The 12,797-nt window shown below is 33.6% G+C and carries 9 protein-coding genes; 5 read left to right on the top strand and 4 right to left on the bottom strand.

Translation table 11 applies throughout. The features are described from left to right. Positions 1–4: 4 nt before the first annotated feature. On the bottom strand, positions 5–508 hold the full coding sequence (locus BUA98_RS07800) for a pyridoxamine 5'-phosphate oxidase family protein (RefSeq protein ID WP_072971042.1): 504 nt from the start codon (positions 506–508) through the stop codon (positions 5–7). Between the two features lie 258 nt (positions 509–766). Here BUA98_RS07800 and BUA98_RS07795 point away from each other — a divergent pair, with 258 nt between their 5' ends. Beyond that, the gene (locus BUA98_RS07795) at positions 767–1,195 is read left to right on the top strand and encodes a response regulator (RefSeq protein ID WP_072971041.1); all 429 of its coding nucleotides are present in this window, start codon (positions 767–769) and stop codon (positions 1,193–1,195) included. Between the two features lie 68 nt (positions 1,196–1,263). Here the strand turns inward: BUA98_RS07795 and BUA98_RS07790 are convergent, their stop codons facing one another. Further along, positions 1,264–4,470: a PAS domain S-box protein gene (locus BUA98_RS07790; protein WP_072971040.1), complete on the bottom strand. Its 3,207-nt coding sequence runs from the start codon at positions 4,468–4,470 to the stop codon at positions 1,264–1,266. A gap of 219 nt (positions 4,471–4,689) precedes the next feature. Here BUA98_RS07790 and BUA98_RS07785 point away from each other — a divergent pair, with 219 nt between their 5' ends. Together BUA98_RS07785 and BUA98_RS07780 are read left to right on the top strand one after the other, a co-directional pair. Continuing rightward, the gene (locus BUA98_RS07785) at positions 4,690–5,028 is read left to right on the top strand and encodes a hypothetical protein (RefSeq protein ID WP_026985405.1); all 339 of its coding nucleotides are present in this window, start codon (positions 4,690–4,692) and stop codon (positions 5,026–5,028) included. A 348-nt stretch (positions 5,029–5,376) separates the two neighbouring features. After that, positions 5,377–6,198 (top strand): hypothetical protein, encoded by an 822-nt coding sequence (locus BUA98_RS07780; protein ID WP_072971039.1) that lies wholly within the window; start codon positions 5,377–5,379, stop codon positions 6,196–6,198. A 169-nt stretch (positions 6,199–6,367) separates the two neighbouring features. Here the strand turns inward: BUA98_RS07780 and BUA98_RS07775 are convergent, their stop codons facing one another. Then, a complete protein-coding gene (locus tag BUA98_RS07775) occupies positions 6,368–6,631 on the bottom strand; it encodes a SemiSWEET family sugar transporter (RefSeq protein WP_072971038.1) in 264 nt (87 codons plus the stop codon). Positions 6,632–6,784: 153 nt separating this feature from the next. Continuing rightward, positions 6,785–7,633, bottom strand: coding sequence for an SDR family oxidoreductase (locus BUA98_RS07770; protein WP_072971037.1), 849 nt, complete (start codon positions 7,631–7,633; stop codon positions 6,785–6,787). Between the two features lie 313 nt (positions 7,634–7,946). Here BUA98_RS07770 and BUA98_RS07765 point away from each other — a divergent pair, with 313 nt between their 5' ends. Both BUA98_RS07765 and BUA98_RS07760 read left to right on the top strand, forming a co-directional pair. Further along, positions 7,947–9,161, top strand: coding sequence for a hybrid sensor histidine kinase/response regulator (locus tag BUA98_RS07765; RefSeq protein WP_072971036.1), 1,215 nt, complete (start codon positions 7,947–7,949; stop codon positions 9,159–9,161). A 14-nt stretch (positions 9,162–9,175) separates the two neighbouring features. Then, positions 9,176–12,745 carry a response regulator gene (locus BUA98_RS07760; RefSeq protein WP_072971035.1) on the top strand — a complete coding sequence of 1,190 codons (3,570 nt, stop codon included), beginning with the start codon at positions 9,176–9,178 and terminating at the stop codon, positions 12,743–12,745. The last annotated feature ends 52 nt before the right edge of the window (positions 12,746–12,797 follow it).

Genomic DNA, 12,797 nt, shown 5'->3' with positions numbered 1-12,797 from the left:
TTGTCTATTCCAATGTTAAAGTTCCTTCAATCCCATCATCCATTGTTTTTCCCGTAACATAGGCAGCTGCCATTTTTGCAATAGCCACCATCGAACCGTTTTTGTTATTCCAATAATAACCATCTTCAGGTATAACTTTAATTACACTTAAGTTTGGATCATCTACACCACCTGGCATCCATACTTTTACAATTGGATCATACAATTCTTTAATCGTTTCTCTATCGTACGAAATAGACGCAGTTCCGTGTAAAGTCAGAAATTTATCGTGTGGTTCTGAAAAGAAGATTTCAACTTGTGGATTCTGGCTGATTTCTGCATTCTGACTGCTGTTTCTGTCAGATAAAAACCAAAGCTGACCTAAATCATCAATTTTCTGAACAGACATTGGACGCGATTGTAATCTGTATTCATTGTACGTACAAAACATACAAGTTTTTATGTTTTCTGCAAGATCTTTTATTTTATCTACTGCAAATTCGTTTGTAAGGTCTTTATGATCTCCCATGACTTTTATATTTAGTTAATTAATGCCAAAACAGCTAGCTAAAACTCTTGTTTAATGTGAGTTATAACAAGGTGTTTCAGTTGTAAAGTTTAGTAAAGTAAAGTTGCCTTTTCTAAATTATTTAGGGTTACATAATTTATATTATAACTTATGAGATTACAACTACTAATTTTTTCGTTTAAGGATAGTAGTCGAAGTAATAAAATCAATTAAATTTGAAGTATATTTGACACAAATTAAATCGTTTCACTAAATACCATGACTAATTTGACGATATTTTACACAGACGATGATGAGGACGATTTGAGCATTTTTGCAGATGCCGTAGAGTCACTACCAGAAAAAATACAACTTAATACATACAACGGAGGAGATAAATTATTATCTGCAATTTATAATCCGCCACCAACACCGTATGTAATTTTTTTAGATTTGAATATGCCTGGTAAAAATGGTTTTGATGTTTTGACAGAAATAAGAAATTCAGACAAAAAAGACATTCCTATAATCATTTTTTCGACTTCAAATGAACCTGGTATTATTGAAAAATGCCGTACATTAGGTGCTAATTTATTCATAACTAAGCCTGTTTTAATGAAGGATATTATAAAGTCTATAGAACACGCATTACAAATCAATTGGGAAGAATTTGTTCCGGACACTAAAAATTTTGTGTACAAATCATAAAGAATAAAAGAATTTAAACCTCTATATAAAAACACATAAGTACTAACACTTATGTGTTTTTTATTTTATCACAATTCAGGTAGATAGATTTCAAATGTTGCGCCTTTGCCTTTTTCGCTGTGTGCTGTGATAATACCTTTATGGTTTTCGACGATTTTTTTGACAATTGCTAAACCAATTCCGGTTCCTGAAAACTCACTTTCGGTATTTAAGCGCTGAAAGACCTCAAAAATTCGTTCTTTATACGCATCATCAAAACCAATTCCGTTGTCGGATATGGTCAAGTGATAATACACTTTTTCAGGATAAGTAACCGGAACATCGATTTCTTTTCCCTTAATTCTGTTGGCTCTGACTTCAATATGAGGAGCTTCACCTTTTTTCGAAAATTTCAAAGAATTTCCGATGAGGTTATGAAGCAATTGCCTAAACTGAAACGGAATAATGGTTGCTTCTCCTAAAGGATCAAAATCTATTAAGGCATTTGTTTCCTCGATTCGTTCAGAAAAATCACTTTGTATTTCTTCGGCAATTTCGTCCAGATTTGTTTTCACAAAAACCCTGTCGGCAGAATTGGTTCTGGAGTAGGCGAGAAGATCTTGTATCAGGGTTTGCATTCTTTTGGCCGAAACTTCAATTCGGTTTAAATAAGTTTTGGCTTTCACCGAAATATTCTCATCATCCAAATCACCCAAACGACTGGCAAAAGTCTGAATTTTCCGAAGCGGTTCCTGCAAATCATGACTCGAGATATAGGCGAACGACTGCAACTCAATATTCATATTAATTAAATCTCTGTTTTTAAGTTCTAGTTGTGCCGTTCTTTCATAAACTTCTTTTTCGAGTTTGTCGGTAAAGTTTTTCTGATCGTGAATATCCGTGCTTGTTCCCACCCACATTTGTATATTTCCTTCTTCATCTTTTTGAGCCATGGCACGGCTTAACTGCCATCTGTATTCACCATCATAACGACGAAAACGGTGCTCTAACAAAAAGTCGTTTCCGGTTTTAATGGCTTCCATCCATTTATTTATATTTAGTTCACGATCATCAGGATGCACAATTTGCAGCCAGCCCTCTTTTTCGATTTCTTTTTCAGATAAACCAGAAAATGTATAAACTGATTTATTAAAATAATTCAGATTTCCCATCTCGTCACCGGTCCAGATAAACTGTGGCATAGAATCGGCAAGAAGTCTGAATTTCTCTTCACTTTTCATTAGAATCTGCTGGCTGTTTTTTTCATCTGTAATGTCAATGATAGTACCAATCATTTGTATGGGTTCGCTGCTATCATCAAAAAATATTTTTCCGTGCGCTTTAATCCAGGCAATCGAATTATCGGGTTTTATAATTCTGGCTTCGTACTTATAAATACTGGTTTTAAGAGCTACTTTATAGGCTTTTTCCAGAATAGATAAATCATCGGGATGAATTTGATGCAGAATATCAGGTCGGGTTAGTTTCTTGTTTTTTTTATGTCCAAAAAGAGCGGGCAAATTTTCAGAATAAATTAATTCCTGAGTTACGACATTTAAATCCCAGGTTGCAATTTCGGCGATTTCTGCAGCTAAACGGGCTCTTTGTTCAGCATCTTCCAATTTTTTTCGGGCATCAACTTTTTGGGTTACATCATTTACAGTAACCATAATACCCGATGCTTTTCCGTCTTGCTCAAACAAAGGCGTATATTGATAATCCAGATAAAACTTTTTAAGTTCTCCTTTAATATCTACATAAGCAACAGCTTCATATTCCCGAATAATCTTGCCGTTTCTTATTACATCATCAAGCAATTCGGGATATTTTTGTTCGAGTAGTTCAGGGAAAATTTCAAGGATTGGTTTTCCAATAGTTTCACTTTCTTCTTTTTGCCAAATGGCTTTCATCATGGCGTTATTAGCCATTTCTACAACATGATTTTTACCTCTAAAGATAGCCATTGCAATAGGGGATTCAATCACAATCTGACGGAAAGCTTTCTCACTTTCTGCCAAAAGATGTCTTGCTTTTACGGCCTCGGTAACTTCATATGAAACTATTATTATTCCTGAAACTGCATTGTTTTCATCTCGTAATGGATGAAAAACAGAATTAAAATAGCATAATTCTTCTTTACCATAGCGATTTAATGTTACTGAAAGTTCATCAGTATGATAGGGAATTCCAGTTTCATAAACAGGCAAAAGCAAAGGAAAAACGGTGTCTTTGGCTTCCGGCACCGTTTCAAATATAGGATAGCCTAAAATATCATTTTCTTGTTTATCTACAATCTGTAAATAAGTAGGATTGACCATTTCGACAATAAGATCCTTGCCTTTTAGAATAGCAATTCCGAGTGGTGCCTGTTTTACGATGTTTCTAAATCTTTTCTCGCTTTCTTCAACAGTATTTCTTGCGATTACTTGTGCAGTAACATCATTAGCGACGGCTACAATGCCCGAAATGGTTCCGTCAGGTTCTTTTAAAGCTTCATAAACAAAATTGATGTATACATCTTCAATTTCTCCTTCGCGCGGTAATTTTACAAGCCGTTCATGCGCTTCAAATTTTTCACCTGTTTGGTATACATTCTCAAGAATAGTTTCTAAACCTTGTCCTTTTGCTTCTGGCAACGCTTCAAAAATGGGTTTGTTTTGTACGTCACTATTTTTCTTGCCCCATAATTCCAGCATAAGATCATTGGCAATTTCCACCACATATTGAGGTCCTCTAAAAACACACATGGCACTTGGAGTTTGCAAAATGTTATTAAGATAGCGGGTGTTGCTTTCTTCTAATTTATTCAACATTTTTACCTTATCTGTCGTTTCATTACATATTACCAAGACGCCGTCAATCTTTCCCGAATCATTATTTACAGGACTATAACTAAAAGTCCAGTAAACGTCTTCCATTTTTCCATTGCGATATATGGGCAGAAATTGATCTTCGTGCCAGGTTGCTTCGCCTTCCGTAAGTACCTGGTCGATTAAGGGTTTGATAAAATCCCAAATTTCCGGCCAGAAATCGGCTCCTTTTTCTCCTAAAATAAAAGGATGTTTTCCTTCCATTCCAAGACTGGGACGATAAGCATCGTTATAAAAGCATATATGTTCGGGTCCCCAAAATAAGAACATGGGGAATTTAGAGTTTAAAAGAATTCCTAACGTAGTGCGTAAACTTTGCGGCCACGATTCGACCGGACCGACTGCTGTTTTACTCCAGTCTTTGGCACGTGTCAGTGCGCCCATTTCACCGCCCTTAGCAAGAAAATCCTGATTTATATTGGTCATTAAAATTTTGGTTTTATTGTAAAGTATAGTACGTTTTTAAATATAGTAATCCTTAAAATAATTAAAAGGATAGCTAAAATTAGAAAATAATATTGATTTTGATTTCGCTTTTTTTAATTGAGGTAAGATTTAAATCTATTGAGTTAATTTTATTTGTGATCTATGATGAAATTTGAATAAACAAAGATTTACAAAACAATCTTGCTTAAAATTTAAGTCATGAAAAAAGAACAAAAACACGAAACCGATTATATTAGAAAATATCAGGAAGAAGGTTATACTGCAAATTTTTTGTTTGAAAACGGCTGTTTATTAGATTCAGAAACAAAATATGCTTATAAACCAGAAGAAATTTTTATAGTTGCCCATCATCGCTACGAAGGTATGAGCGACCCTGATGATATGTCTATTTTATATATAATAGAAACGGGTGATCAAAAAAAAGGAACTCATTTAATAGGATACGGTCCAACCGCCGATTTAGAAGAAGCAGAATTCTTTAAAGACATCCCGGAGGAAAATTATTCTGTAAATGCAGACGTCCAAAAACTTACGTAAGATAATTAAGTAGGTATTTTTATTTTGCTGAGAAGCAGCTGTTTTCGGATTTTTCTGAAGGCAGCTGTTTTTTTTGCTCTTGCCACTAAGGCACTAAGACGCAAAGAAATTTTTATATAGGTAACCTAATTTTAGTAAAACAAACAATAAAGCTTTGTGTCTTAGTGTCTTTGTGGCAAATAATATTGTGGTTTGTTTTGTATTGGTAATAATTATGAAATTTCTCTCCAAAATTGTGTAATAAATTGATTTGCAATATGTACGAACTTTGAAATATCAAAATAACAAAGTAAAACCATAAATAAGTTTTGTACGTAAATATGTACTAACCACTTTATTCAAACCAAGATGAAAAAACTATACTTAAATACTGGAGGATTCGATACTATTTTTAATGATCTTAAAGATAGTTTTGATGGTGAATTAGTTGTAAACAATAACGAATACACATTAAACATAAAATCAAAATGGGCGAGAGGTACTATCAAGGCGGTTCGTTTTGAAAAAGAAATGTCATACGTGAATTTCGATCTTGTTTTCAATAACGACGTCACTTTAAGTATAGAATCGCTTCCAACGGCTCCTGTGTTTTTTGCCTATTGCGAAAAGGGAACCTTAACGCATAGTTTTGGTGCTAATGGAGCGCAAAGTAAAGTAAAAATGAATCAGACAGCTGTTTTAAATAATACATCGGTTATCAATAGTGTATTATCTTTTGAAAGTCATAAACCAATTCAGTTTTCATTAGTCGGAATGCCAACAATTGCATCTGTTAAGGAAGAGAATGTTCAAATGGTTTCTCAACTTAAAAAAAGGTTCACTACAGATTCCGGACAATATTTATACATCGGAACTAAGAATCATAAAATTGCTGAGAAACTGCAGGAACTAACTAATATACCTCAAAAAGGAATCGTTAGAAGTTTACTTCAAAAAAGTATTCTAAACAGTATTTTAGAAATGGAGATAGCTCAACATAGTTACAATTACATGAATACTTTTGAGCCAATAATGAATTTGGCCACAAGACAAATTAACGAAATCAAAAGAATTTCAAGCATCAATATCGCAGAAGTACTTAATACCGCAAGCCGAAACTTTCTGCCACGTATTTTCAAAGAGAAATACCATTTGTCATTTAAGCCATACAATCAAAAATTAGCTAGCTGATAAGCATTACATATTGTCGACACATTCGATCTTACAAAAAAACAGCTTTTACCGAGCTGTTTTTTTTATTTAAAGGTGCTAAGGATCTAAGGTTCTGAGGTACTAAGATTTTTATAGAACATAAGCTGATAAACTAAGAACCTCAGAACCTTAGTACCTTAGTGTCTTCCTAAGATTCTTTCTCATAATAAATAATAAAATAAACCATAACGAGATTCAAACACAACGAAACGCTGTTTGTGATAATAATTGGCAAATCATTTTTCAGAATACCATAGACAATCCATATCATGATCCCGAAAGTTAAAATCCCGAAAGTTTTAAGCGAAATCGCTTTCACTTTTTTGGTTTTCCAAACCTTGAGAATCTGTGGAATTACAGATATTGTAACACAAGTTCCAGCAAATAATCCGATAATGTCTATGTAGTTCATTTTTTAAAATTGCTAAGGTTCTAAGATTCTGAGGTTCTAAGTTTTTTAGTCTCAATTACAGTTTTCAGTCACAGTCACAGTCTCAAAGTAAGGCAACCTGAAACCTGAAACCTGAAACTTGAAACTTGAAACTTGAAACTTGAAACAAAACTTTTAACTTCCCACCAGTTCTCCACCATTAATATGAATAAATTGTCCGGTAATATAACTGCTGTCTTCGCAGGCAAGAAACACATAGGCCGGCGCAACTTCCGAGGGCTGTCCCGCTCTTTCCATTGGATTGTCTTTTCCAAAATCAGATAATTTATCAAAACTGGCTACAATCAGAGGCGTCCAGATCGGTCCGGGCGCAACACCGTTTACACGTATTTTCTTTTTCGCCAGCATTGTTGATAGCGATCTTGTAAAACTTACAATTGCACCTTTTGTACTGGCATAATCAGCTAAATGTTCACTACCACGATAGGCTGTAACCGAGCTTGTGTTTACAATTGTGTCACCTTCTTTTAAAAACGGTAACGCTGCTTTTGTAATATAGAAATACGAATAAATATTAGTTTCAAAAGTTTTATGAAGTTGAGAAGCTGTAATTTTTTCCAATTCATTTTGAGGAAATTGTGTTGCAGCATTATTCACTATAATATTTAGTTTTTTGAAATGGGTATGGCATTTTTTGACAGCGCTTTTGCAGAATTTCTCATCTTTCAAATCGCCACTGATTAGCAAACATTCTTTTCCTTCTTTTTCAATTAGGGCTTTTGTTTCCAATGCATCTTTATCTTCTTTAAGATAAACAATCGCAATATTGGCACCTTCTCTGGCAAAGTGAATAGCTACACTTCGCCCAATACCGCTATCGCCTCCGGTTATAAAAGCAACTTTCCCTAATAATTTTCCGCTTCCAACATAGTTTTCTCTAATAATTTCTGGTTCCGGATGCATCAAATGTTCGTTTCCTGGAAGATTTTGTTTTTGTTCCGGAAATGTTTTTGTCTTTTTCATAACTAGTAATTTTATTCCTTAATTATGACTCTAAAATAGCAATTGATCCAATAAAACGTTGACTGAATTGAATTTAAGATTGTCTCAAAAAAAGTATTTTTTAAAACTTGACATGGTTATTCTATAAATTCGACATGGGAATTATGTAACATATTGGTAGCTTCAATAAAACCCTTGGGATGTTTTTTTTTATAAATTTGGGAGTTTCGCTACAACGAGCTAATCACCGTTTTAGTATTTCAAAAAACAAATATTTTATCTGAATCGAATTTTAACTTAACAATTTTAATTCATAACGCTTTACCCCAACAGCATGGTATTAATTGTAGATGATATAAGAGCAAATATAATTGCCTTAAAAAAGACATTAGAATTGCACGATATCGATGTTGACACTGCTGAATCTGGAGAAGAAGCCCTGAAGAAGATCCTAAAGACAAACTATTGTCTTATCATCATGGATGTTCAGATGCCCGGACTTGATGGTTTTGAGGTAGTCAAAATTCTTTCCGGAAATAAACGCACTAAAGACATTCCCGTTATTTTTCTTTCTGCTTTAAATATCGAAAAAAAATACATTTTCAAAGGTTATGAAACCGGTGCAGTCGAATACATTACTAAACCTGTAGATTCTGATTTACTTATTCTTAAAGTAAAAACATTCATAAAAATTTACGAGCAGCAAAATGAATTGAAAGGAATGAAAGACCTTCTTTCCAAAGAAATAAAAATCAGAAAAGAAGCTCAGGATAACCTTGAAATTAAGATTGCAGAACGAACCAGAGAGCTGGTTTTAAAAAATGAAGAACTGGAACTTAGAAACCATGAACTTCAGCAGTTTTCCTGGGTTGTTTCTCATGACTTAAATGAGCCCATCCGTAAGATTCAAATCTTTATCAAAATCATCAAAGAGCTTTATTTAACTACTGATGAAAAAGCAATTGACTACGTCGACCGAACGATTAAATCGGCTGAAAGAATGCAGACTTTAATTACCGATTTGCTGGCATATTCAAGATTATCATCGCAGGTTAAGCCTGAAACCACCGATTTAAATGTGGTGCTTCAGGAAGTGATTTCAGATTTTGATTATATGATTGAGCGAAAAAACGCTACAATCAAAACGAGCGAACTTCCAACAATAGATAGTATTCCGAGTCAGTTACGACAAGTTTTCCAGAATTTAATTGGAAATGCTCTTAAATTCTCTGGAAATACAGATCATCCGGTAATTGAAGTTACATCTGAAATTATAGCCGATAAGTCATTTGACAGTCCTGTCTCTGCCGAAGGAAAATTTTGCAGAATCGTAGTAAAGGACAACGGAATTGGTTTTGATGAAATTTACCTGGATCGTATCTTCATTATTTTTCAGAGCTTAAATGATCGACAGAAGTACGAAGGAACAGGAATAGGGCTAGCAATTGCCAAAAAAATCATCGAAAAACACAACGGGTTAATCACAGCAAAAAGTCAGGTAGGAGAGGGCGCCAGCTTTATTATTATCCTTCCATTAAAATACGAATAACTATAATTTAAAACATGAAGAACAACTTTAAACGTAATTTGTTAATCAGTTCATTAGTTTCATTACTGGTATTAATGATCTCCTCTACAGCCTCTTATTTTAGTATAAAGAGTTTATTGGATAGTAATTTTTGGGTCAACCATACTCAGGAAGTTATTTACAATTTAAATGAAGGATCAGCTATTGTAACGGAAGCTCAAACTAGTATGCGCGGTTATTTAATTACTGGCGACGAGCAATTTGTTGAAAGATATAATGATGCTGAGACAAAATCAAACAATTATTTTGAAAAAGTACAGGAACTTACTATTGATAATCCAACGCAGCAAAAACAGTTACGAGAATTAAAAGTGCTTAGAGATAGTTTTTTCAAGTATCTGAACAATCAAATTGTAAAAAAACGCTTAGGGAAAGACGCTGTTACATTTGATCTTAATGCAGGTCGGGTAATGATGAACGATTTAAGAGCAAAAATTAAAAGTGTTGAAAACATAGAACAGGCACTATTAAAAGAACGAGGCGAAAATTCAGAACGTTACGGAACTTATAGTTTGGTTCTGATTGTTGTGGCTTTTATTATCGCTTTTGTTATTTCAATTGTCTTTTTGTTTCGAATTTTAAAAGATTATAATGAACGTTTAGTACTTCAGAATGAACTAGAAAAGAAAGATAAGGAAACAGCTGAAAGAATTCAGGCTATTAGTATGATTGCTAGTAATATCTCAAGTGGAAATTATGATATCCGTGTTGATGACACACAATCTGATGCATTGGGAAGCGTTGGAGAATCATTGAATAACATGGGAGTTTCCTTAAAATCTTCTTTCGAATTGTTATCGCAAAAAGAATGGATGCAAACAGGAGTTGCAAGTCTTAATAACGTAATGTTAGGTGATAAAACACTTCAAAAATTATCAAAAGATGTTATTGAGTTTTTATGTAATTATACCAACAGCAGCGCGGGAGTCTTGTATGTATTAGAAGGAGACGAGCTTCATTTTTCTGGCGGTTACAGCTATATTCCGGGTAAAAATCGCGAACATATTCAAAAAGGAGAAGGCTTGATTGGACAGGCAATTATTTCAAAAGAATTGCTTGAGTTAAAAGTGTTATCACCAGATGATATTCAAATTAATTATGCTTTAGGCCAAATAAAACCAACTCATATTATAGCGTTTCCTTTGCTGGATACCAGGATTGAAGGCGCTGTTGAATTAGCCAGCATTTATGGATTTTCTGATCTTCAAATTGAGTTTTTAAAAACCATTTCAAATAACATTGGAATTGCCATTAAATCGACTCAAAATAGAAAAAGAGTGATGGAGTTATTGGAAGAAACCAAATCTCAATCAGAGGAATTACAAGCGCAACATACAGAATTAGAGGCAATAAATGCAGAGCTTGAAGCACAAACAGAGAAACTTCAGGCATCTGAGGAAGAATTGCGTGTTCAACAAGAAGAATTGGAACAAACCAATGAAGAATTATCTGAAAGAAGTGTTTTATTGGAAGAAAAAAACAATGAAATTCAGAAGAAATCAGAAGCATTGGAATTGACAACTCGTTATAAATCAGAATTTTTAGCGAATATGTCTCACGAATTAAGAACGCCTCTAAATTCAATTTTGCTTTTAAGCCGATTGCTATCTGAAAATAACAACAAAAGCATGGTTCCTGAGGAAATTGAATTTGCAAAAGTGATTCAGAGTTCAGGAAATAGTTTGTTAGGATTAATTGATGAAATTCTGGATTTATCTAAAATTGAAGCTGGAAAAATGGATCTTGAATTTTTAGATGTTTCGACTAAAGAAATTACAGATAATTTATGGAATCTGTTTAGCCATGTAGCAAAAGAGAAAAACATTAAGTTTGAAATTATTGCAAAAGAAGCACCAATTGTCATTAAAACAGACAAAATGCGTTTGGAGCAAATTCTTAAAAACCTGATTTCAAATGCAATTAAATTCACAGATAAAGGATCTGTAAGTTTAGAAATCAAAGTAAATACAGACGATGATAAAATTATTTGCTTTATAGTAAAGGATACCGGAATTGGAATTCCGTTAGCAAAACAACCTTTAATTTTCGAGGCTTTCCAACAAGCAGACGGTTCAACAAAACGTAAATATGGAGGAACTGGCCTAGGATTATCAATCAGTCGTGAATTGGCTAAATTGCTTCGTGGAGAAATTATTCTCCATAGTAAAGAAAATGAAGGAAGTACTTTTACATTATGCCTTCCGGTTTTTGGTTCAGCCGTGAACAAAATAAATGTAGAAAAAATTCCTCCGACAGATTTTACAGAAGTTGAAAATGAAGAAAAAGCACCAGAAAAAAATAAATATTTAAGTGCTGTTATTCCTGATGAAATTGAAGATGACAGAGATTCAGTAAAAGAAGGAGACAAGGTAATTTTAATTGTAGAAGACGATATCAATTTTGCAAAATCACTTTTAGCTTTTACAAGAAATAAAGGATATAAAGGAATTGTTTCTGTTCGTGGCGATTATGCCTTAAATTTTGCACTGCTTTACAAACCTGTTGGTGTTTTATTGGATATTGAATTACCAATTAAAAGTGGTTGGGAAGTTTTGGAAGAATTAAAAAATAATTCAAATACCAAACATATTCCGGTACATATTATGTCATCACATAAATTGAAACAGGAAAGTTTATTGAAAGGGGCTGTCGATTTCTTAGACAAACCAGTTGCTTTTGATAAGATTCCCGATGTATTTTTACGAATTGAACATATCATTAACAAAGAAGCGCAAAAGGTTTTAATTATTGAAGATAATCCAAAACATGCTAAAGCATTGGCTTTTTTCTTAGAAACATATAATATTAACGCCGAAATAAAAAGCGAGGTTTCTGATGGTTTGCAGGCGTTAAATAATACAGAAATTGATTGTGTTATTCTTGATATGGGAATTCCGGACAAACAAGCGTACGCAATTTTAGAAGGAGTAAAGAAAAATCCGGGCTTAGAAAACTTGCCTGTAATTGTCTTTACAGGAAAAAGTTTGTCTATTAAAGAGGAAGTCAAGATTAAAAAATATGCCGATTCGATTATTGTAAAAACAGCACATTCGTATCAAAGAATGCTCGATGAAGTTTCTCTTTTCCTTCATTTGGTTGAAGATAAAAAAGATCCAAAAGACAAAAAAGACAGTCATAAAAAGCTAAATTTACTTAACAATATCCTGTTTGAAAAAAAGGTATTAATTGTAGATGATGACGTTCGTAATATTTATTCGTTGACAAAAGCCTTAGAAGTTTTCAAAATGAATGTGATTACTGCTTTTGATGGAAAAGAAGCAATCAAGATTTTAGGAGAACATCCGGATACAGACATCGTTTTATTGGATATGATGATGCCAAATATGGACGGTTATGAAACAGCCGAAAAAATAAGAAGTATGCCTAAATTCCTGAATTTACCCCTAATTGCCGTAACCGCAAAAGCCATGACTGGAGACAGGGAAAAATGCATTAAAGCCGGAGCGTCAGATTATATAACAAAACCAGTAGATATTGATCAGCTGCTTTCGCTATTGAGAGTTTGGCTTTACGATAAAATATAAAAATGAAAGTTGCCCGGAATTACACAAATTGACACAAATTTTAATTAGTGAA

The sequence above is a fragment of the Flavobacterium saccharophilum genome (assembly GCF_900142735.1).
GTDB classification, from domain to species: domain Bacteria; phylum Bacteroidota; class Bacteroidia; order Flavobacteriales; family Flavobacteriaceae; genus Flavobacterium; species Flavobacterium saccharophilum.
The sequence above is the reverse complement of the archived record's forward strand: the minus strand, read 5'-3'. Positions and strand labels throughout refer to the sequence as shown.

Excerpts from the sequence above, each read along its gene's own strand:
- BUA98_RS07800 (WP_072971042.1), bottom strand. The coding sequence starts at position 508 with ATGGGAGATCATAAAGACCTTACAAACGAATTTGCAGTAGATAAAATA.
- BUA98_RS07795 (WP_072971041.1), top strand. The coding sequence starts at position 767 with ATGACTAATTTGACGATATTTTACACAGACGATGATGAGGACGATTTG.
- BUA98_RS07790 (WP_072971040.1), bottom strand. The coding sequence starts at position 4,470 with ATGACCAATATAAATCAGGATTTTCTTGCTAAGGGCGGTGAAATGGGC.
- BUA98_RS07785 (WP_026985405.1), top strand. The coding sequence starts at position 4,690 with ATGAAAAAAGAACAAAAACACGAAACCGATTATATTAGAAAATATCAG.
- BUA98_RS07780 (WP_072971039.1), top strand. The coding sequence starts at position 5,377 with ATGAAAAAACTATACTTAAATACTGGAGGATTCGATACTATTTTTAAT.
- BUA98_RS07775 (WP_072971038.1), bottom strand. The coding sequence starts at position 6,631 with ATGAACTACATAGACATTATCGGATTATTTGCTGGAACTTGTGTTACA.
- BUA98_RS07770 (WP_072971037.1), bottom strand. The coding sequence starts at position 7,633 with ATGAAAAAGACAAAAACATTTCCGGAACAAAAACAAAATCTTCCAGGA.
- BUA98_RS07765 (WP_072971036.1), top strand. The coding sequence starts at position 7,947 with ATGGTATTAATTGTAGATGATATAAGAGCAAATATAATTGCCTTAAAA.
- BUA98_RS07760 (WP_072971035.1), top strand. The coding sequence starts at position 9,176 with ATGAAGAACAACTTTAAACGTAATTTGTTAATCAGTTCATTAGTTTCA.